20 protein-coding genes and 4 tRNA genes are annotated in these 22307 nt (G+C 41.6%); all 24 read left to right on the top strand.

Translation table 11 applies throughout. The features are described 5' to 3' along the window. Nucleotides 1–16 precede the first annotated feature (16 nt). The 24 genes from HF078_RS05685 to rlmH all read left to right on the top strand — a co-directional run bounded on the left by HF078_RS05685 (nt 17) and on the right by rlmH (nt 22168). Nucleotides 17–901 carry a mechanosensitive ion channel family protein gene (locus HF078_RS05685; protein ID WP_169290260.1) on the top strand — a complete coding sequence of 295 codons (885 nt, stop codon included), beginning with the start codon at nt 17–19 and terminating at the stop codon, nt 899–901. Nucleotides 902–927: 26 nt separating this feature from the next. Then, nucleotides 928–1125 (top strand): DUF951 domain-containing protein, encoded by a 198-nt coding sequence (locus tag HF078_RS05680; protein WP_060665641.1) that lies wholly within the window; start codon nt 928–930, stop codon nt 1123–1125. Nucleotides 1126–1632: 507 nt separating this feature from the next. Further along, nucleotides 1633–2733 (top strand): redox-regulated ATPase YchF, encoded by a 1101-nt coding sequence (gene ychF, locus HF078_RS05675; RefSeq protein ID WP_169290259.1) that lies wholly within the window; start codon nt 1633–1635, stop codon nt 2731–2733. 639 nt (nt 2734–3372) lie between these two features. Continuing rightward, nucleotides 3373–3663 (top strand): 30S ribosomal protein S6, encoded by a 291-nt coding sequence (gene rpsF / locus HF078_RS05670; protein WP_060665643.1) that lies wholly within the window; start codon nt 3373–3375, stop codon nt 3661–3663. Nucleotides 3664–3708: 45 nt separating this feature from the next. Further along, nucleotides 3709–4224: a single-stranded DNA-binding protein gene (gene ssb, locus HF078_RS05665; protein ID WP_148987018.1), complete on the top strand. Its 516-nt coding sequence runs from the start codon at nt 3709–3711 to the stop codon at nt 4222–4224. 70 nt (nt 4225–4294) lie between these two features. Next, nucleotides 4295–4534, top strand: a complete 240-nt coding sequence (rpsR, locus tag HF078_RS05660; RefSeq protein ID WP_060665645.1) for a 30S ribosomal protein S18 — start codon at nt 4295–4297, stop codon at nt 4532–4534. 318 nt (nt 4535–4852) lie between these two features. Beyond that, nucleotides 4853–5800, top strand: a complete 948-nt coding sequence (locus HF078_RS05655; protein WP_169290258.1) for a YybS family protein — start codon at nt 4853–4855, stop codon at nt 5798–5800. Nucleotides 5801–5833: 33 nt separating this feature from the next. Further along, on the top strand, nt 5834–7804 hold the full coding sequence (locus HF078_RS05650; RefSeq protein ID WP_169290257.1) for a DHH family phosphoesterase: 1971 nt from the start codon (nt 5834–5836) through the stop codon (nt 7802–7804). After that, nucleotides 7801–8250, top strand: a complete 450-nt coding sequence (gene rplI, locus HF078_RS05645; RefSeq protein ID WP_169290256.1) for a 50S ribosomal protein L9 — start codon at nt 7801–7803, stop codon at nt 8248–8250. The genes HF078_RS05650 and rplI overlap by 4 nt, the downstream gene beginning before the upstream one ends. A 78-nt stretch (nt 8251–8328) precedes the next feature. Further along, nucleotides 8329–9696 (top strand): replicative DNA helicase, encoded by a 1368-nt coding sequence (dnaB, locus tag HF078_RS05640; protein ID WP_060665649.1) that lies wholly within the window; start codon nt 8329–8331, stop codon nt 9694–9696. Between the two features lie 200 nt (nt 9697–9896). Beyond that, nucleotides 9897–11186 (top strand): adenylosuccinate synthase, encoded by a 1290-nt coding sequence (locus tag HF078_RS05635; RefSeq protein ID WP_169290255.1) that lies wholly within the window; start codon nt 9897–9899, stop codon nt 11184–11186. A 343-nt stretch (nt 11187–11529) separates the two neighbouring features. Next, nucleotides 11530–11605: transfer RNA gene (locus HF078_RS05630), tRNA-Lys, on the top strand. An 18-nt stretch (nt 11606–11623) separates the two neighbouring features. Beyond that, nucleotides 11624–11698 (top strand) — tRNA-Glu (locus tag HF078_RS05625). Nucleotides 11699–11710: 12 nt separating this feature from the next. Beyond that, nucleotides 11711–11786 (top strand) — tRNA-Asp (locus HF078_RS05620). Nucleotides 11787–11949: 163 nt separating this feature from the next. Then, nucleotides 11950–12022: transfer RNA gene (locus HF078_RS05615), tRNA-Phe, on the top strand. Nucleotides 12023–12792: 770 nt separating this feature from the next. Continuing rightward, nucleotides 12793–14289: a M23 family metallopeptidase gene (locus HF078_RS05610; RefSeq protein WP_169290254.1), complete on the top strand. Its 1497-nt coding sequence runs from the start codon at nt 12793–12795 to the stop codon at nt 14287–14289. A 248-nt stretch (nt 14290–14537) separates the two neighbouring features. Further along, nucleotides 14538–15239, top strand: a complete 702-nt coding sequence (gene yycF / locus HF078_RS05605; RefSeq protein ID WP_010197838.1) for a response regulator YycF — start codon at nt 14538–14540, stop codon at nt 15237–15239. Nucleotides 15240–15244: 5 nt separating this feature from the next. Continuing rightward, nucleotides 15245–17080 carry a cell wall metabolism sensor histidine kinase WalK gene (gene walK, locus HF078_RS05600; protein WP_169290253.1) on the top strand — a complete coding sequence of 612 codons (1836 nt, stop codon included), beginning with the start codon at nt 15245–15247 and terminating at the stop codon, nt 17078–17080. Further along, nucleotides 17077–18402, top strand: coding sequence for a YycH family regulatory protein (locus HF078_RS05595; RefSeq protein WP_169290252.1), 1326 nt, complete (start codon nt 17077–17079; stop codon nt 18400–18402). The genes walK and HF078_RS05595 overlap by 4 nt, the downstream gene beginning before the upstream one ends. A gap of 1 nt (nt 18403) precedes the next feature. Beyond that, on the top strand, nt 18404–19195 hold the full coding sequence (locus HF078_RS05590) for a two-component system regulatory protein YycI (protein ID WP_169290251.1): 792 nt from the start codon (nt 18404–18406) through the stop codon (nt 19193–19195). A 6-nt stretch (nt 19196–19201) separates the two neighbouring features. Then, nucleotides 19202–19996: an MBL fold metallo-hydrolase gene (locus tag HF078_RS05585; protein WP_169290250.1), complete on the top strand. Its 795-nt coding sequence runs from the start codon at nt 19202–19204 to the stop codon at nt 19994–19996. Nucleotides 19997–20087: 91 nt separating this feature from the next. Further along, nucleotides 20088–21341, top strand: coding sequence for a S1C family serine protease (locus HF078_RS05580; RefSeq protein WP_169290249.1), 1254 nt, complete (start codon nt 20088–20090; stop codon nt 21339–21341). Nucleotides 21342–21429: 88 nt separating this feature from the next. Further along, nucleotides 21430–21606, top strand: a complete 177-nt coding sequence (locus HF078_RS05575) for a CxxH/CxxC protein (RefSeq protein ID WP_082380876.1) — start codon at nt 21430–21432, stop codon at nt 21604–21606. Nucleotides 21607–21688: 82 nt separating this feature from the next. Continuing rightward, nucleotides 21689–22168: a 23S rRNA (pseudouridine(1915)-N(3))-methyltransferase RlmH gene (gene rlmH / locus HF078_RS05570; RefSeq protein WP_169290248.1), complete on the top strand. Its 480-nt coding sequence runs from the start codon at nt 21689–21691 to the stop codon at nt 22166–22168. Nucleotides 22169–22307: the final 139 nt, after the last annotated feature.

Raw genomic sequence — 22307 nt, 5'->3', positions numbered from 1 at the left:
TCGAGGTAGAGCGATTATGGAATGGACAAACCGAGTGCTAATACAAATGAAAAATTCCTTACTAAATGAGGATCTCTGGGTTTCTATTGGAGAAGGATTTCTCAAAATCATTCTGATCATCCTTGTTGCAGCCATGATAATCAAGATAGGAAAAAAAATCATTCAAAACTTTGTGAAACTAAGAGAAAAAGGGCCAATACGCATATCAGAACGAAGAGAGAACACCCTTCTGAAGCTTTTACAAAATGTGCTAACCTACGTGGTCTATTTTATTGCCTTCATTATGATTCTCGAAATTGTTCATATTGATGTTAGAGCACTTTTAGCCGGAGCGGGAATCGTTGGACTTGCTGTCGGCTTTGGAGCGCAAAACTTGGTGAAAGATATTATTACAGGTTTTTTTATTATATTTGAAGACCAATTTTCAGTGGGTGATTATATTCGAACCGGCACATTTGAAGGGTATGTGGAAGAGATTGGCCTTCGGACTACGAAAATAAAAAGTTGGACAGGGGAATTGCATATATTGCCCAATGGCAGTATTGTAGAATTAACGAATTTCTCCATTCATAACAGTGTAGCCGTGGTGGATGTAAGCATTGCATATGAAGGGAAAATAGAAGAAGCGGAGCGAGTGATAAAAGAATTACTTACAGAAATGCCAACAAGATATGTGGAAATGACAGAACCGCCAGAGCTGCTTGGCATCCAAACGTTGGGCAGTTCCGAGGTTGTACTCAGGATCACATGTGAAACAGTGCCGATGAAGCATTGGTTTATCGGGCGTTCAATCAGAAAGGAAGTCAAAAACCGTTTAGACGAAGCAGGAATAGAAATTCCGTTTCCGCGATTGGTCCTCTATAACCGGGAACCAAAGCAAAATGGGCATGCTTCCAATTAAGGTAGAAAAGTAGGGAGTGTAGAAACATGACAGATAAAGAATTCGGCTTGAATGATGTAGTAGAAATGAAAAAAGCACACCCATGCGGGACAAACAGATGGAAAGTAGTGCGAATGGGAATGGACATCCGCATCAAATGCGAAGGATGCGACCACACCGTTCTCATGCCACGAAAAGAATTTACAAGGAAGATTAAGAAGATATTGGTTAGAAGTGAAGAATAGCCTTTACCTTAGGATTGGAATTGTGATTAGCGGAAAACTAGAAAACAGTTTATTTGACACATACAGATAACTTGCAAGAATTGACCTCGAAAATAGGTTTTTTTATAATATTATTACTTCTAAAAAACCATTCGGACAATTCTAAAGATGGTTTGGACATTTAGTCCCAGAAAAAGGTGTATGTTCGGACAATTTAATGCTTCGTTTAGCCAAGAATTAACGAGTTTCGGTCATTTGAAAATTTTGTTCGGTCAACTTATTCAAAACTTTGGACAACAATGTGAAATCTTCGGCCAACTTCGCCGAAACTTTGGACAAAAACCTGAAAACTTCGGACATTTGCAATCAGCAACGTACAAATCCCCCTTCTAGATGAATAAACCACTAACTTCTGTCGTGTGATGACATAGAGCAATTGGAATTCAAATAAACTTGTCTTTTCCTCCCATTCTATCTATAATTGTGGGAGGTTTAAATATGTGTTAACGGAAGTTAGGAGTGGATAAAATGGCTTTAACAGCAGGTATCGTTGGTCTTCCAAACGTAGGGAAATCAACGCTTTTTAATGCAATCACACAAGCGGGGGCGGAATCTGCCAACTACCCGTTCTGTACCATAGATCCGAACGTAGGTATCGTAGATGTTCCAGATGAGCGTCTGCAAAAATTAACAGAACTTGTAAATCCGAAGAAAACAGTACCAACACACTTCGAGTTTACTGATATCGCCGGTATCGTAAAAGGGGCAAGCAAAGGAGAAGGACTTGGAAACAAATTCTTATCTCACATTCGTCAAGTAGATGCAATTTGCCATGTAGTACGTTGCTTTGCAGATGACAACATCACTCACGTTTCAGGTGGAGTGAACCCAATCAATGACATCGAAACGATCAACTTGGAGCTAATTTTGGCTGATTTAGAATCTGTTGATAAGCGTCTTGAGCGTGTCGCAAAATTAGCGAAGCAAAAAGATAAAGAAGCGGTATATGAGCATGAAGTACTTGTACTAGTAAAAGAAGCGCTTGAAAACGAGCTTCCGGCACGTACGGTTGAAGTGACAGACGAGCAGGTAAAATACCTAAAAGGTATGCACCTATTAACAAGCAAGCCTGTCCTATATGTAGCAAACGTTGGCGAAGAAGATGTAGCCGACACTTCCGACAACGAATACGTACAACAGGTTCGTGAATTTGCTGCTAAAGACAATGCAGAAGTAATTACGGTTTGCGCGAAAATCGAGTCTGAAATTGTGGAACTAGATGCAGACGAAAAAGCGATGTTCCTTGAGGAGCTTGGCATTAAAGAATCGGGCCTAGATCAATTGATTCGTGCAGCATACAACTTGCTTGGACTTGCTACTTACTTCACTGCAGGAGTACAAGAAGTTCGCGCATGGACATTCCGTACAGGCATGAAAGCACCGCAATGCGCGGGAGTCATCCATACCGACTTTGAACGTGGATTCATCCGTGCAGAAACGGTATCCTATGAAGATTTACTAGCAGCAGGTTCTCACACAGCTGCAAAAGAAGCAGGGAAAGTCCGCCTAGAAGGAAAAGAATACATCGTAAAAGATGGAGACGTTATCCACTTCCGCTTTAATGTATAATATTTGTTAGATGAGAGGGTTGCTTTCCCTCTCTTTTTTTGTGAGTAATGCAGTAACCAAGTTGATCGTAGTGGAAGGCGCGCAGACTCCTGCGGGAGGAAGGGACAGGGAAGACCCCACAGGGCATTAGCCCGAGGAGGCTTCCGGACCGCCCGCGGAAAGCGAAGCGCCTGTAACGAAGATCAACCGGTATATGCAACTTTATTTAAGGGTTTGTACAGACTGAGAGAGGGGGATTCCTCTCTTATTTTGTTCAATTGACCTTATAACAGTGGATTCTGGGTATTAGAGTTGTTTACTGAGTTTTAATTTTTCATCATAGAGCCGTTTATCCATTACAATTCGGTTTTATCCATTCTAAAGCTACAGATATCCATTGTAAAAAAGATTTATCCATCGTAACGCACGGTATATCCACTCTAAAAAGAATTTATCCATTATAGTTGTTTCCTTAGTACCAAGTAGCTCATATGTTTGTCATTTTCGCAAACACGCTCTACCACAAAAAACCAACTCCAATAGGACATGTTGCAAAAATCCGACCCCTCTGGTATAATCTTAATTTGTGAGTAATGATTATTTATAATTGATTGCTCCTTGCCCACCAAGGGCCGCTTAGACCAAAAGGAGGTGACTGTGATGAACAAGTACGAAATCATGTATATCATCCGTCCAAACATTGAGGAAGACGCTAAAAAAGCTCTTACAGAACGTTTCAATACGATCCTAACTGACAACGGTGCAGATCTTTCTGAAGCAAAAGAGTGGGGCAAACGCCGCTTAGCTTACGAAATCAATGATTTCCGTGACGGCTACTATATGCTAGTAAACGTAGCTGCTGAGCCAGCTGCAGTTCAAGAGTTTGATCGTCTTGCTAAAATCAGCGAAGACATCATCCGTCATATCGTTGTGAAAAAAGAAGAAAAATAATAGTTGTCCTCTTTATGGACGTCGTCTCAAGGAGGAGTGGTTCTGATGTTAAATCGCGTAGTATTGGTCGGTCGTTTGACCAAAGATCCTGAATTGCGCTATACCCCAAGTGGAGTGGCGGTTGCTACTTTTACATTGGCAGTCAATCGTACGTTCCAGAATCAGCAGGGCGAACGCGAAGCTGATTTTATTAACTGTGTTGTCTGGAGAAAGCAAGCTGAAAACGCAGCAAACTTCCTGAAAAAAGGAAGCCTCGCTGGTGTGGATGGCCGTGTGCAGACACGCAATTATGAAGGCCAAGATGGAAAACGTGTATACGTAACGGAAATAGTGGCAGAAAGTGTTCAGTTCCTGGAGCCTAAAGGATCCGGTGGTACTGGTAATGCTTCTCGACCTAATCCAAATCAAAATCAAGGCTATGGTTCATCACCTAACTTTGGGTATGATCAGAACCAACAGCGCAGCAATAACAACAACCAAGGTTATACTCGTGTTGATGACGACCCATTTAAGAATGATGGCCAACCGATTGATATATCAGATGACGATTTGCCGTTCTAATTTTAGAAGGAATCGTTTTATAAAAATGGCTCTATAAGCCGAAAAATCCAAAAAAGAAGAGGTGAATAAAATGGCAGGAGGACGCAGAGGTGGACGTAACAAACGTCGTAAGGTTTGTTATTTCACAGCTAACGGTATCACTCACATCGACTACAAAGACATCGATGTATTGAAAAAGTTCGTTTCTGAGCGTGGTAAAATTTTACCTCGTCGTGTAACAGGAACTAGCGCTAAATACCAACGTAAATTAACGATCGCAATCAAACGCGCTCGTCAAATGGCATTACTACCATACGTATCTGGTGAGTAATACAGCCGAATTAATAAAAGGAAGGCAGTGAGAGAATATCTTGCTGCCTTCCTTTTTGCTAGTAAAACATTAATTGTAATTAAAATTCTACCCTGTTGTCCGGAGTGCAAGGTGTGAGACTCCTGCGGGGGATAACGGTAGCTTGAGACCCCACAGGCGAAGCCGAGGAGGCTCAAGCACCGTCCCGCTGAAAGCGAACACCTGGAACGAAGGACAACAGGGAGTTTACGCCACCACTCAACATAACATTTGATTGTAATAGAATCTTAAGGATAAACTATACATATTGTAACTAAGCGTTCTTGGAGGTTTATACTTATGAAGGAAACAAAACATATAACAGAAGGTGCAGCATTGCTCGGAATATACGTCCTGCTCCTTCTCATGACACTCTTCATCCCTTTTATAGGCCTGGTCGCCTTTCTCGCGCTCGTTGTCCCATTTGTCATCTATACAGCAAGAAACGGGTGGAAGGCAGGAATTTGGCTCGTTGTGGTTGCCGGAGTGCTTAGTATTCTGATTGGATCACCTGTTGCTTTAACATTCAGCATACCAGCTAGTACCGTCGGGTTGGCGATGGGCCATCTTATCCAAAAGAATGCCAGTCGTTATGCTATTTTAGGTGCTGCTACAGGGGTGTTTTTGCTGAATTATATTTTGGCATATGTGGTGGCCATCGTGCTTTTTAATATTGATTTTATTGAAGTTCTGCAAGAAATGATCAGGGAGTCCATGCGGGCATCAGAAGCAATTGCCACCTCCCTTGGTCAAGAGAATGCAAAAAAATCCTTGGAAGTGTTTGAGGATGCTCTAGGCTATATGAGCTACCTATTGCCGACATTGTTGGTATTGACCTCCTTTGTTCATGCATTTTTCTCGCAGCTAATAACAGTATTTATTTTAAAAAGACTGAAGATGAAGGTTAGTCCCTTCCCGCCATTTCGGGAATTGGTGCTTCCTAAGAGCCTGTTGTGGTACTACTTGATTGTCCTCATTTTATCGCTTATGGCACCAAAAGAAGGGACAACTTTATTTATGGCCGTCCTTAATCTTTCCTTCATTTTAATGCTATTAATGACGGTTCAAGGGTTCTCATTCATTTTCTTCTTTTGTCATATAAAGAAAATCTCTAAAGCAATACCGATTACGTTGGTCATTTTATCCTTCCTAATCACTCCTTTGGTCTATATAATAAGAATGGTAGGAATAATAGATATCGGTTTTCAATTAAGAGAAAGAATACAGAGAAATAATCAAGGAAAATAAAGAGCTAAACTATTAATTAGGAGCTGAACATACATGCCTAATTATTTCGAAAAACTGAATTTGCGTTATCCCGTCTATTTATTGTTTGTGATCGCTCTGATACAGCTGGGGATAATTGTGTTTTTCCAATGGCAAATAGGGATTGTCAGCTTTCTGCTCCTGGGCTTGGTTGTATATCTTTACATCAAAGTGGAACAAAAGGCTAAAAAAGAAATGGAAACGTACATCTCCACCCTTTCCTACCGGTTAAAAAAGGTCGGAGAAGAAGCGTTAATGGAGATGCCGATTGGTATCATGCTGTATAATGACGATTATCAAATCGAATGGACAAATCCATTTCTCGCTTCCTGTTTTCATGAGGAAACCCTCGTAGGCAGGTCGTTATATGATGTCGGGGAAAACTTGATTCCTCTTTTAAAGCAGGATATTGAAACGGAAACCATTGCTTTACATGATCGGAAATATAAAGTGGTCATAAAGAAAGCGGAACGACTCATTTACTTTTTTGATATTACGGAACAGACTCATATTGAAAAATTATACGAAGACGAGCGAACGGTGCTTGGTATTATTTTCTTAGACAATTATGATGAAGTGACACAGGGAATGGATGATCAGACGAAAAGTGCGATCAACAGCCAGGTGACCTCCATTATCAATAAATGGTCCACAGAAAACGGCGTATTCTTAAAAAGAACGTCGATGGAGCGTTTTATTGTGGTATTAAATGAACATATCCTTGTGCAATTGGAAAAGAACAAGTTTTCCATTTTGGATGAAGTGCGTGAACAGACATCCAAGCAAAGCATGCCACTTACTTTAAGTGTTGGTATTGGAACTGGAGTCCCTTCACTTCCAGAGCTTGGTCACCTTGCCCAATCAAGTCTAGACCTTGCTTTAGGACGTGGTGGCGACCAAGTAGCCATCAAGCAGACCAATGGAAAGGTCCGCTTCTATGGTGGGAAAACAAATCCGATGGAAAAGCGGACACGAGTACGAGCACGCGTCATTTCCCATGCGTTGAAGGAACTGATTCATGAAAGTGATAAAGTAGTTATCATGGGTCATCGCTATCCGGACATGGATGCACTTGGAGCGGCCATTGGAATTGCCAAAGTGGCAGAACTCAATCATAAGGATGCGTATATTGTTTTAAATCAGCAGGAAATTGATGCTGGAATTCACCGTTTGTTGGAGGAATTGAAAGTCCATAGTGAGCTATGGGAAAAGTTCATCTCTCCGGAAGATGCTCTCGAAATAGCGACGAACGACACATTATTGGTCGTTGTAGATACACATAAGCCTTCTCTTGTGATCGAGGAAAAATTGTTAAATAAAATCGATAATGTGGTTGTGATTGATCACCACAGACGTGGAGAGGACTTTATTGAGGATCCGTTGCTTGTTTATATGGAACCCTATGCTTCCTCCACTGCAGAGCTTGTGACAGAGCTCCTGCAATACCAGCCAAAACGCATTAAAATCACAATGCTTGAAGCGACCGCCCTGTTAGCTGGTATAATAGTAGATACGAAAAGCTTCACGGTCCGTACAGGTTCCCGTACATTTGATGCAGCATCTTACTTGCGTTCACAAGGAGCAGATACAATCCTTGTGCAAAAACTGTTAAAAGAAAATCTAGACCGTTTCGTAAAACGTGCCAAATTGATAGAAAGTGCGTATTTGTACCAAGAAGGCATTGTTATTGCCAAAGGTGTACCTGAAGAATCTTTCGACCAGGTGATGATTGCCCAGGCTGCAGACACACTGCTTGCGATGAGTGACATCAATACTTCTTTCGTCATCGCCCATCGGAACGGGGACCAAGTAAGCATCAGTGCAAGATCACTCGGGGATGTCAACGTACAGGTTGTCATGGAGAACCTTGGCGGCGGCGGGCATTTGACAAATGCAGCCACACAAATGAATACGACCATTGATGAAGCAGAAGAAAAACTGAAACAAGCATTAATAGAGTACTTAGAAGGAGGTTCCAAGGAATGAGGGTAATATTTTTAAAAGATGTAAAAGGTAAAGGCAAAAAAGGCGAAGTGAAAAACGTGGCAGATGGTTATGCCCATAATTTTCTACTAAAACAAGGGTTGGCGATGGAGGCTTCAAATGGTAACCTTAAATCATTGGAAGCTCAAAAGAACAAAGAAGCCAAAGAAGCAGAACAAGAGCTAGAAAACGCGAAGAAACTTAAAGAGACGTTGGAAAAGCTTACGCTTGAGTTCCAAACAAAAGCAGGTGAAGGTGGCCGTTTATTCGGTAGCATCACTACGAAACAAATTGCAGAAGAGCTTCAAAAGAAGCATAAAATAAAGATCGACAAGCGCAAAATGGAGCTAAATGATGCTATTCGCGCTTTAGGCTATACAAACGTACCTGTAAAGCTGCATACAGACGTTACAGCGACCTTGAAGGTGCATGTAACAGAACAGAATTAAGAAAAGTGCTCGGCTATCTCGCCGAGTTTTCTTTATGAGAGGCTATGTAGGTTTCGTTTTCTGGGAGGAGGAACAAGGATGAGTGATATTTTTGAAGATAGAATACCACCGCAAAATATAGAAGCGGAACAGGCGGTCATCGGAGCCATTTTCTTAGAACCGTCCGCCCTGACATTGGCGTCCGAGCTTGTCATGCCAGATGACTTTTACCGCGCAGCCCATCAAAAGATATATGACTGCATGCTGAATCTTTCCGACCGGGGCGAACCGGTCGATCTCGTCACAGTCACATCCGAGCTTGCAAACTTGAAGCTTTTAGAAGAAGTTGGAGGGGTATCTTACCTTAGTGATATAGCAGGTTCGGTGCCAACTGCAGCCAATATAGAGTATTACGCAAAGATTGTAGAAGAAAAGTCCATTCTTCGCCGACTTATCCGTACCGCAACCAACATCGCCCAAGAAGGCTACAGCAGGGAAGATGAAGTGGCGGGCTTATTGAACGAAGCGGAAAAACAGATCCTAGAAGTTTCTCAACGAAAAAACTCCGGTGTGTTCCAAAACATCAAGGATGTACTCGTTAAAACCTATGATAATATCGAAACTCTCCACAACCGTAAAGGGGAAGTCACAGGGATTGAGACAGGCTTTACGGAATTGGACAGAATGACGGCTGGATTCCAGCGAAACGACTTAATTATCATTGCAGCCCGTCCTTCCGTTGGTAAAACGGCATTCGCCTTGAATATTGCGCAAAACGTAGCTACAAAAGCTCGAGAAAATGTCGCGATTTTCAGTCTGGAGATGGGTGCTGAGCAGCTGGTCATGAGGATGCTTTGTGCAGAAGGAAACATCAATGCGCAGAACCTAAGGACAGGCCAATTGACCGCTGAGGACTGGAGCAAGCTTACAATGGCAATGGGAAGCTTGTCCAATGCCGGTATCTACATTGATGATACGCCAGGTATCCGTGTCAGTGAAATACGTTCCAAATGCCGTCGTCTAAGACAAGAGAGCGGCCTTGGAATGATTCTGATTGACTACCTGCAATTAATCCAAGGTAGCGGACGCGGTGGCGGAGAGAACCGTCAGCAGGAAGTTTCCGAGATTTCCCGTTCCCTAAAAGCATTAGCGAGGGAACTAGAGGTCCCTGTTATCGCCTTGTCTCAGCTCTCACGTGGCGTGGAGCAACGTCAAGACAAGCGTCCAATGATGTCCGATATTCGTGAATCCGGAAGTATCGAGCAGGATGCCGATATCGTTGGTTTCCTATATCGTGATGACTATTACGACAAAGAAAGTGAAAACAAGAACATCATCGAGATCATTCTTGCAAAACAGCGTAACGGTCCTGTGGGGACGGTCTCCTTGGCTTTCGTAAAAGAATATAATAAATTTGTTAATTTGGAGCGGCGATTTGATGATGAATCCGTCCCTCCAGGGGCATAATAAAAGGCATCTACGTCATGTAGGTGCCTTTTTATACTTAAAGGACTATAATTGTAAGATATCCGTCTTATTTACGAACAAACACAATATTAAATTTATGTAACGTTCGTGTTTTGATTGACTTTCTAGTGATCAGCTGATAAACTTACTTTGGTTCAAAAAGAATAAAAAGTTACATATTTAGTGGAGGTGTACGGACTATGGCATCAGTAGTTGTAGTAGGAACACAATGGGGAGACGAAGGAAAAGGAAAAATTACCGATTTTCTTTCTGAGAATGCCGAGCTGATTGCACGTTACCAAGGTGGTAATAACGCAGGACACACAATTAAATTTAACGGTGAAACTTATAAATTACACTTAATACCTTCTGGAATTTTTTATAACGACAAGATCTGCGTCATTGGAAACGGAATGGTTGTAGATCCAAAAGCATTAATCAAAGAGTTAAAATATTTGCATGACCGCGGTGTGAGCACAGATAACCTGCGCATTTCAGACCGTGCACATGTTATTCTTCCATATCACTTAAAATTGGACGAAGTGGAAGAGGAGCGTAAAGGGGCTAACAAAATCGGTACAACGAAAAAAGGTATCGGACCAGCTTATATGGACAAAGCAGCTCGTGTTGGTATCCGTATTGCGGACTTGCTTGACCGTGAACTTTTTGAAGCGAAACTTGCTCACAACTTAGCTGAGAAAAATCGTTTGCTTGAAAGAATGTACGAAACAGAAGGCTTCAAATTAGAAGATATTCTTGATGAGTACTACGAGTACGGACAGCAATTCGCAAAATACGTAACAGATACTTCTGTTGTGTTAAACGATGCGCTTGATGATGGCCGCCGCGTCCTTTTTGAAGGCGCTCAAGGGGTTATGCTTGATATTGACCAAGGAACATACCCATTCGTAACTTCTTCCAATCCTGTAGCTGGTGGAGTTACTATCGGTTCTGGAGTAGGTCCTTCTAAAATAGACCACGTTGTAGGTGTTGCAAAAGCATATACGACACGTGTTGGAGATGGTCCTTTCCCAACAGAACTAGACAACGAAATCGGTCACCAAATCCGTGAAGTGGGAAGAGAGTATGGTACAACAACAGGACGTCCTCGTCGTGTAGGTTGGTTTGACAGTGTCGTTGTACGCCATGCACGCCGTGTAAGTGGAATGACAGACCTTTCCTTGAACTCCATCGACGTATTAACAGGTATTGAAACGCTGAAAATTTGCGTAGCTTATACATACAAAGGCGAAGTGATGGAAGCATTCCCTGCAAGCTTGAAAGTACTTGCTGAATGTGAGCCGGTGTATGAAGAAATGCCAGGATGGACAGAAGACATCACAGGCGTTAGAAGCTTAAGTGAGCTTCCGGAGAACGCTCGTCATTACATTGAGCGTGTATCTCAGCTTACAGGCATTCCATTGTCCATCTTCTCTGTAGGGCCAGATCGCTCTCAGACGAACGTGGTACGCAGTGTGTATGCGAAGTAATTGATTTTTGTTTGGAGCCCTCCTTAGTGGGGGCTTTTTATATGGCTTGATGCTTGTTGAGCTGTTGATTTCTAGGCATGATAAGGTTTTGATGACATTTTCATAAGGAAAATTCATGTCAAAGTGTTTTCATTGAGTAGATGAAGACACTTAAGACAAAAATATCTCCACTAAAGTGTCTTCATTACATTTAGTGAGCTTTTTTTTATAGACGACAATTAGTAAGTTCTATAGAAGTTAATATTTTTTTAAAAAAGTTATTGCAAGATATGTTAATAGTATGCTATTATTAAAAACGTCGTCAAAAGAGATTTAAAGTTACATAAGGCGAAGTTATTAATAGGTGCCATTAGCTCAGTCGGTAGAGCATCTGACTTTTAATCAGAGGGTCGAAGGTTCGAGTCCTTCATGGCACACCATTTTCTTTCAAAAAGTTAGGCCCATTGGTCAAGCGGTTAAGACACCGCCCTTTCACGGCGGTAACACGGGTTCGAATCCCGTATGGGTCACCATTTTTAGTTTTAGGTCCCGTGGTGTAGCGGTTAACATGCCTGCCTGTCACGCAGGAGATCGCCGGTTCGATCCCGGTCGGGACCGCCATTTACATATTCATAGCTCTTTTAAAGTGTTAGGCTCGGTAGCTCAGTTGGTAGAGCACGATCGAGTAAGCTTCGAAGCTTTGCTACAGCGCACAAATTTTTGAACTTTAAAATTTGGGTGATGGTGCGAGTGCATATCATATTGTTACGACAACCAAATATACGGCTCGGTAGCTCAGTTGGTAGAGCAATGGACTGAAAATCCATGTGTCGGCGGTTCGATTCCGTCCCGAGCCATCTCAAAGCAGCACGTTCATTTGTTAATGAACGTGCTGCTTTTTTGTAGTAAAGAAAATGCTTATTGAGGGTGTAATTATTTTAGAAGCGTTCTATAAGCCCGAATCGGCATCAAACCTCCATCAAATGTCTAATAGAAGGGTTCTATAAGCCCGAATCGGTAGCAAACCTCCATCATGTGTCCAATAGAAGGGTTCTATAAGCCCGAATCGGCATCAAACCTCCATCAAGTGTCTAATAGAAGCGTTCTATAAGCCCGAATCGGTAGCAAACCTCCATCAAGTGTCTAATAGAAGCGTTCTATAAGCCCAAATCACTAACAAACCCCCATCATCTGTATAATAGAAGCCCCCAATAAGTCCGAATCACTAGCAAAGCCCTATCAAGTGTCTAATAGAAGCACTCAAAAAGCCCATCAAACGCCCAACAAAAACCCTCCACCACCACAACCCCCAACTCATCCTGTTATCCCTCTGTAACAAAACAGGGTAAATTCTCCTCCACTTCCAGAGCAAACGTCAAAACTATGTAAAATTACCCATGATTTATCCCTTAATAAGGAAAAACCCCTATAAATCGCCTAAATATGACAACAATAATACAGTTATATTACATCTTTTGTTCTAGTATTCTATTTGTTTATGAACCTATGGTATGGTAAAGTAGTCGGAAATTTTAAATGGGTATCAATAGTCCTAAAACCAGGAATCTGGGTTACCTAAATAAAACTGTTTAAAGAACGGGGAAGAAATCAGGGGGAAAGAAAGACCATGATGAACCGATTAAAGCGTATATATAGTACATACACCGAAAAACAAAATAGTAAACATAGATCTCAAAAAAATCGCCTTTCTACTTTTACAAAGAGAGTGATGGTTACCACTATTGCTGCTTCTACTATTACACTTGGCGCAGTGGCTGTTCATGCTAGTGAGAATTCACTGCTTGGAACGGTATATCACGTTTATTTGAATGGTGAGCGTGTTGGTGCAGTCGATGATAAGGCGCAGTTAGACAAGGCGTTAGAAGCTAAAGTTGAGTCTGTTCAGAAAGATCATAAGGACCTAGAGCTTTCAGTAGGGGAACAAGTATCAGTTATTCCTGAGAAAGTTTTTAGACCTTCTGCTCAGAACAAAGAGACAATCGATACAGTAGTTGAGCAAGTAGAAGTTAAAGCTAGCGCTTCTGCACTGACGATTAACGGAGAAGAAGTAGTACTCGTAAAAGACAAGGAAGAAGCGGAAAAGGTTGTTGAGTTGTTAAAGTTAGAGTTTGTTTCTGAAGAAGACTTGAAGGCTTTAGAAGAACGACAAGAGAACCAAGGGTCCAAGCTTCCTGAGCTGAAAGAAAATGAGTCTCGTGTATTAGACGTAACTATTTCTGAAAAAGTTTCATTTAGTGACAAAAATGTAGATCCTAAACAGGTTGTTTCTGTAAAAGAAGCAGTGGAATTGATTAAAAAAGGCAAAAAGCAAGCGGAGAAGTATGAAGTTCAAGCAGGAGATTCTTTAGGAGATATCGCGGAGAAACATGAGCTTTCTTCAGAAGAGCTTCTGGAGATGAATCCTGATATTGCGATGGATACTTTACTAAAAGTCGGTAAGGTGCTAAATGTTTCAGCGAAAAAACCTTATTTGAATGTACAAGTAAAAGAAGAAGCTTCTAAAAATGAAGAGATCCCTTACGAACAGGAAGTTGTGGAAGATAAAGAGCTTCCTAAGGGAGAAACGAAAGTGAAGCAACAAGGTGAAAACGGAGAGAAAAACGTCCGCACCATCACAACGAAAGAAAACGGCATGACCGTTAAGACGGAAGTAACTCATGAAGAAACGTTGAAGGAACCTGTGAAGCATATCGTTGTAAAAGGAACGAAAGTGATTCCTTCTCGTGGCAGCGGATCCCTTGCATGGCCAGCGGTTGGCGGTTATATTTCCAGTAAAATGGGTCACCGTTGGGGTAAGATGCATAAAGGTATCGACATCGCTCGCCCAAGCGACCGTACCATTAAGGCAGCGGACAATGGAGTAATCGAATCGGCTGGCTGGGACGGCGGTTATGGAAACAAAGTGGTCATCAACCACCAAAATGGGATGAAGACAACTTATGCTCACCTTGATTCGATTAGCGTTTCAGTTGGACAAACTGTTTCTCGCGGTGCAAAGATTGGTATCATGGGTACGACAGGACAATCTACAGGCGTTCATTTACACTTTGAAGTTTACCAAGATGGCAAGTTAAAAGATCCAATGCAGTATTTAAACAACTAAACACATACATGGAACCTCTAGCAACTTGATAAGTGAGCTAGAGGTTTTTGTGTTTCGTATGTACTTTTTGGAGCTTTCTCTTAATAGATGCGCTACCTCGCTGTACATGGTAAAGTAAGTAGTAGAATGTTTTTTTAATCATCATTACGGTTAGTTGCCGACTTTTTACTCTAAAATGGCAACAATCTTTGGAAAAGAGCCATACTAACTGATAAGAATAGATAGATGCTGAGAAGGAGCGAAACCATATGGAAAAGAAAATACTTGTAGTTGACGACGAAAAACCGATTGCAGATATATTGAAGTTCAATCTTCAAAAAGAAGGATACGAGGTGTATTGTGCCTATGATGGTGAAGAGGCGGTCAATAAGGTGGAAGAAGTGCGCCCTGACTTAATTCTTTTAGATATTATGTTGCCTCAGCGAGACGGGATGGAAGTTTGCAGGGAAGTACGTAAGAAATATGAAATGCCGATAATCATGCTGACTGCAAAGGATTCGGAGATAGATAAAGTACTTGGATTAGAATTAGGAGCGGATGACTATGTTACAAAGCCCTTCAGCACACGTGAATTAATTGCGAGAGTAAAGGCCAATTTGCGACGTCATCAACAGAAAGCTGCGGATACAGAAGAACCATCTGAGATTGCGATTGGTTCCCTTGTGATCCACCCTGATGCTTACATGGTAACCAAAAGAGGAGATATGATTGAGCTGACTCATCGTGAATTTGAACTGCTGCATTATCTAGCGAAGCATATCGGTCAGGTAATGACGCGTGAACACCTTTTACAGACCGTTTGGGGCTATGATTATTATGGAGATGTACGAACAGTGGACGTAACGGTTCGTCGCCTGCGTGAGAAAATTGAAGACAACCCAAGTCACCCGACATGGATTGTAACAAGAAGAGGAGTTGGCTATTACCTGCGACAAACTGAGCAGGAATAATTTACATGAAAAAGGTAGGTTTTTTTCGTTCCATTCATCTTAAATTTGTGTTGATATATGTCTTGCTCATCCTTATTGCGATGCAGATCATTGGGGTTTATTTTGTCAGCAAGCTGGAGAGCCAACTGACGAGTAACTTTAATGAATCATTAGAAGAAAGAATTCATTTACTTGCTTATAGTATTGAGCAAGAAATTAAAAAACAGCGTGATGATACAACACCAACCATTGAAGAGGATATCCGGACGGTGTTGCAGGATGTCACGATGGAAGATATAGAAGAAATTCGCATAACCAATAACCAAAGCAAGGTCCTTGGAACTTCCAATCCCTATAATCAGTCAAGTGTAGGGAAAAGAACGACTGAGTTGCTGGTTAAACGTGCGCTGGTAGTCGGACAGTTCTCAAGAAAGACTGTCATTGATCCGCAAACTCAAAATCGCATGAGGCTAATTGCAGCGCCTGTCAAATCGAACAATCAAGATATTATTGGCGCCATTTACCTAGAAGCGTCCATGGAAAAGGTCTATGCCCAAATGCGTCAGATCAACAGCATCTTTGCAACTGGAACAACCATAGCGCTTGCGGTCACAGCAGTGCTTGGTGTGTTGCTTGCCCAAACCATTACAAGGCCGATGTCTGATATGAGGAAACAAGCACTTGAAATGGCAAGAGGTAACTTCTCAAGAAAAGTTAATATTTACGGTAATGATGAAATAGGTCAGTTGGCCTTATCCTTTAATAACCTTACGAAAAAGCTTCAAGAAGCACAGGCGACTACAGAGGGTGAAAGAAGGAAATTGAGCTCGGTCTTGTCCCATATGACAGATGGGGTGCTTGCGACGGACAGAAAAGGCAGAATTATTTTGATTAATGAGCCGGCCCTTGGGATGTTAAACGTTTCACGTGAAACAGTACTGAACAAACCGATTGTAGAAGTACTAGGAATTGAAGAGACGCATTCGTTTGACCATCTCGTATCAGAACAAGAATCCCTCATTTTGGACTTTAGTACAGAAAAAGAGCGCTACATTTTGCGTGCTAGTAACTCCATTATTCAAAAGGAAACTGGCTTCATTAATGGTTTAATTACGGTTTTACACGATATTACGGAGCAAGAGAAAATAGATCTTGAACGGAGAGAGTTTGTTGCGAATGTGTCTCATGAGCTCAGAACGCCATTGACCACGATGAGAAGCTATTTAGAAGCGTTGGCAGACGGCGCGTGGCAGGATGATGAGATTGCTCCAAGGTTTCTAGATGTTACCCAAACAGAGACGGAGCGGATGATCCGATTGGTGAATGATCTGTTGCAACTATCCAAAATGGATTCAAGAGACTATAACTTTTATAAAAATGCCGTGGATTTTGTGGAGTTTTTCAATAAAATTATTGACCGTTTCGAAATGTCTAAGTCTCAAAAAGTAGATTTCGTCAGAAGTATGCCAAACCAAGAAATCTTTGTCTCCATTGACACAGATAAAATAACACAGGTGCTAGATAATATCATTTCCAATGCCATGAAGTATTCACCAGAAGGTGGAACCATCACGTTCACTGTGGATATCGAAGAAGCTGCTAATCAAATTTTAGTTAGTATAAACGACCAAGGGGTAGGAATACCAAAATCCGATATTAATAAAATCTTTGAGCGCTTTTATCGCGTCGATAAAGCAAGAACAAGGATGCTTGGGGGAACCGGTCTGGGCTTAGCGATAGCAAAAGAAATGATTCAAGCGCATGACGGAGACATCTGGGCCTCTAGTGTGGAAGGAAAAGGCACTACTATTTACTTTACCCTTCCAATCTCCAAGGAAGAACAAGAAGGTGACTGGGAATGAAATATGAAAATATTAAATCGCTTGTATTAACCATTCTTGTCCTGACAAGCTTGATTCTCACTTGGAATTTATGGACGTATCAGCCTGATTTTGATTATATAGACCAAAGCGATAGTACTATTAGTGAAGTGGCAATTAATGAAAAGCAGGAAATAGGTCAGCTTATACAACCTAGCAAACTGTTATATCATTTTGATGGTGTCCATCATGGAACAGAGGAACTGGCAGATCTTAATTTATTTATGGAAGAATTGAGAAGATGGAGTCTGTTTGATATACAGATAGCAACGAGTTATTCCGAAGACGATTTCTTTTCTTTCATGCATGGCAGTGAAAAAATGGAGGTTGTTTTTCCTACAACCATCCCTTTACAAACTTTTAGATATATTACTGGTTTTAGTGATAATGAAATCCCCCCGAATATTTCTATCAACCGGATCCTGATTGATTTTTCAGGAGAAACGTTTGGAAGTGAACCAATTATTTATTTGGTCCATTATGACGATCAGAAAGTGTATCAAGCAAGGGTTCGTAATCTGTCTACCAATGAGTTGTCTCGAACATTTTATCAAACGGCAAAAATCTTACCTACATTCATTTACGAAGAAGTCGATGAAAATCGGTATGTGTTTTTCCCAGAACAATCACCAAAAGTACGAACAGGTTACTACTACGCTAAACAATTAAATCCAGAAGATTTCAAGAATGCCTTATTTAGCAATCCGAGCATCGTGACACGAGACCAAGTAACAGATGGGGTAGTTTACCGTGATGATTCCAGCTTGATGAGTGTTTCTCGTCCTAATAACAACCTGCACTACGTTAATCCCGGGAATACAGGGCTTGGGAATTCTATGGACTTTAACGTGATCGAACGGGGAATTGAATTTGTGAATGAGCATAGCGGTTGGACAGGACAACCTGAGCGTTTCAAACTTGATAATTGGACGAGCAGCACGATAGAGCATAACGTTGTTTACAGAATGTTCATTGGAGATTATCCAATCTTCTATTTTGCAGAAAAAGGTGTTGCGGATATCTCACAGTCATGGAGAAATAATGAGATTTATGAATACGTGAGACCTGTTTATGAATTTCTCTCATGGAAATCAATAGCGACAACCATCCCGTCTGGAAGGGATGTTAAGCGGGAGCTCGACAACTTCAGTGATCTCAGAAATATCGAGGACATACGAGTCGGTTATGAATTGAGAAGGGAATCCGATGTGTATATCATTGAGCCGATTTGGGTGTACAAGGAAAATAATGCTTGGAACAAATTAAACTTTACCGGTAGCGATGATTTGGAAGGAGGAATATAAAATGGATTGGAGAAGAACCAAAACCATTTTCATCATCACCTTCCTCATCCTTAATATATTCCTTGTTTTTCAGATCCTTGAAAAAAGGGAGAGCAATCAGCTAGAAATCTTGGCGGAAGCTTCTATGGAAGAGCAGTTCAAGGTAGATGAAATATCATATGGCCAATTGCCAAAAGCGCCAGACAAAGCAAGTTATATTAGTGGAAACAGCTATGTATTTACAGAAGAAGATACGAAAAAGTTGATGGAAAAAGGGCAAAAGGCAGAGATTGCAGACGAAATCAAACTTAGTGCCACATGGGAAGAGCCCATTCCATTGCCAGAAGTGAATATGATTACGAGATTAGAGACCATCTTTAAGGAAGAATTATTATTTGGGGAGAAATATGAGTTCTGGGGATTTAATCCTCAAAACAAGAGTCTTATTTTTTACCAACAATATGACGGGAAAAATATATACAGTAATTCGAGTGCGATGGTAATCGCGTATTTAAACGACTTAAACGAGTTGATTTCCTACGAACAAACCTACATCGTGGACCTGGAAAAAATGGACGTAGAACAGGACGTCATACCGGTCTTGGATGCACTTTATAACTTGTATAATACAGGAGACTTGAAGCCAGGGAGCGAAGTTGGTAATGTCACGCTTGGGTATTACACCCTTGTGGACTTTACGAACTCGCATGTTTTAATTCCAACTTGGCATATTGTCGTCAATGAGAAAGAGGACTTCTTTGTAAACGCATTTGAAGGGTCCGTCATAAAAAAAGAAAATCGAACATTGGAGTGAAGTGACATGAGCCTGCATTTTAGCGTGCTTGCTAGCGGCAGCACAGGAAATGCAATTTATGTCGCAACAGAGGAGCATTCTTTATTAATCGATGCTGGTTTGAGCGGCAAAAAAATGCAAGAACTGTTTAACGGGATAGGCAAAAAAATAGAAGACCTATCTGGAATTTTGGTCACACATGAGCATAGCGATCACATTAAGGGGCTTGGCGTACTTGCGAGAAAGTACAAGCTCCCGATCTATGCCAATGAAAAGACATGGAAGGCCATGGACGGCCTGGTGGGCGTCATTCCAACAGAGCAAAAATTCAACTTTGAAATAGAACAGGTGAAATCATTTGGTGGACTTGATGTTCAGTCTTTTGGTGTTTCCCATGATGCGGCAGAGCCGATGTTCTATTCCTTCCATGATGGCGATAAGAAGGTCGTGGTCATCACTGATACAGGGTATGTCAGCGACAGGATGAAAGGCATTATTTCCGATGCCGACGCCTATGTTTTTGAAAGCAATCATGACGTACAGATGCTGCAGATGGGACACTATCCGTGGAGCATCAAACGCCGCATCCTAAGTGATGTCGGCCACGTATCTAATGAAGATGCGGCCCTTGCCATGGCAGATGTCATGGGAGACAAAACGAAGCGTATTTATTTGGCGCATTTAAGTAAAGATAATAACATGAAAGATTTAGCGAGGATGTCTGTCCAGCAAACACTTGCCACACGAGGAGTCATCGTGGGAGAACAAGTGGAGTTGTATGACACAGACCCGAACAAACCAACCGCGCTTGCTTTCGTGTAAAAATCTTAGGCTTAAGCGCCTTTCTTTTTGCCTTTTTTACACGATGCAGCGGACAGTTGTTGGTTGTGACGTGATAGAAAGGAAGGACAACATGGGATATTACGACAAACAAGATCCATCAAATCACTCTAAACAAAAAGGAAACAGGGGGAAGTATTTACTCCCTGGAATTGTAGCATTGTCACTTGGTGTTTTATTACTGGTTGTGGCGTTCCCTGGTCTAACAGGACGTGTGATGCCAGAGGGGAATGAAAGGCAAGCGGTAGAGGAGCGAGAACAGCTCCCTGAACAGCCTAAATCTGGAGGGACGGCAGCAGAAATCCGCAATGTCTCTGTTAATGTAACCTCAGGTGTCACCGAAGCGGTCGATAATGTCGCAGAAGCGGTCGTCGGTGTTATCAACTTGCAAAACGCCTCCTTCTGGAACGATACAGAAGTGGAAACAGACGAGGAAGGAGAAGCGGGAACAGGCTCTGGTGTTATATATAAAAAAGAGAACGGAAAAGCCTATGTGGTAACGAACTATCACGTTATTGAAGGGGCAACCCAGGTGGAGCTGAGCTTAATTGACGGGACAAGGGTACCAGCAGAGGTACTCGGAGAAGACCCGCTCACAGACCTTGCCGTGTTGTCCATGGCAGATGAAATGGTCACAAAAGTGGCAGACTTCGGCAACTCCGACAGCGTCCGCACAGGCGAACCTGTTATCGCTATTGGGAATCCGCTTGGACTGCAATTTTCGGGTTCTGTTACACAAGGGATTATCTCTGGAACAGACAGAAGCATTCCTGTAGATGTGAACAGAGACGGCACACCTGACTGGCATGCGGACGTTATGCAGACGGATGCTGCCATCAATCCCGGGAACAGCGGAGGAGCTTTGATTAATATCCAAGGAAAAGTCATCGGTATTAACTCGATGAAAATTGCACAGTCCGCGGTGGAAGGAATCGGCTTGGCCATTCCGGTTAACTCGGCGATACCAATTATTAACGACCTCGAACAGTACGGACAAGTAAAACGCCCTTATTTTGGTGTCAGCATTGGATCATTATCGGATGTATCAAGCTACCACTGGCAACAGACACTGAAGCTTCCGAAAGAGGTTAGTGCAGGAGTATATATTACCGGAGTGGCACCTGGCTCTCCTGCAGCAAATGCTGGTTTGCAAGAGTATGATGTAATCGTGGAACTCGATGGCGAGCAGGTTCGGGATGTTATTGAGTTGCGTAAACATCTTTATAATGAAAAACAAGTAGGCGATGAGATGAACGTAACATTTTATCGAGGTAAGGAACAGAAAACAACCACTGTAAATTTAACAGAAGATACTACCGGAGAATAGCAGAAATGGGGGAGGGATTATAGAAATCTCTCCTCTTTCTGTTTCCACACATGTGGATAAATGGTATTCTAGTGAAGTTAATGAAGGAATGGAAAGGATTGTGGATAAAATGAAATGCTGTTTAGAGCATATTGAATTAGCGATGGAAATGTACATAGATGAGCATGAAGAAGCACCAATACTGGAGATGTTACCGGAAGAAGAGAAGTTATCAACAACCTGTGAATTTTGTAAAGAAGCTGCAATATATATGGTGGGGAACTGATATTCGCCCACTAAATGTGGATAGAAATTGTTGATATGTGGATAACTTTTGTGGATAAACTGTTTGCAAGGTGGTATGACATGTGAATATCTCAATAATCACAATTGGAAAACTAAAAGAGAAGTATTTAAAACAAGGAATAAATGAGTATTTGAAGCGTTTAAGTGCCTATGCAAAAATTGAAATCGTAGAGCTTCCGGATGAAAAAGCACCCGAGCAATTAAGCGACGCCGAAATGGAACAAGTGAAAAACAAAGAAGGCGAACGGATCCTTGGGAAGATTTCTGATGACACGCATGTGATTGCGTTAGCAATTGAAGGAAAACAGCGTTCTTCTGAAGAGTTGGCTAAGGAAATGGACAAGCTTGCGACTTATGGGAAAAGTAAAGTGGCGTTTGTGATTGGTGGATCATTGGGTTTGAGTGGGGATGTTATGAAGAGAGCGAACGATACGCTGTCTTTTTCACGGATGACGTTTCCGCATCAGTTGATGAAGTTGATATTGTTGGAGCAGGTTTATCGGGGGTTTAGGATAATTAGGAATGAACCGTATCACAAGTGATGGTAAAGCAGCAAGTTGAAATTATTTTTGATAAAGATATTCTAGAAAAAATATTTCAATAGGTATAAAAATGGCTTGATAATTGATAATCAAGCCATTTTTGTCTGTAATGTTCTTCCAAAAAAAGATAGTGTATAAT

Source organism: Bacillus sp. RO2 (assembly GCF_012911845.1).
Lineage (GTDB): Bacteria > Bacillota > Bacilli > Bacillales > Bacillaceae_I > Sutcliffiella_A.
The sequence above is the reverse complement of the archived record's forward strand: the minus strand, read 5'-3'. Positions and strand labels throughout refer to the sequence as shown.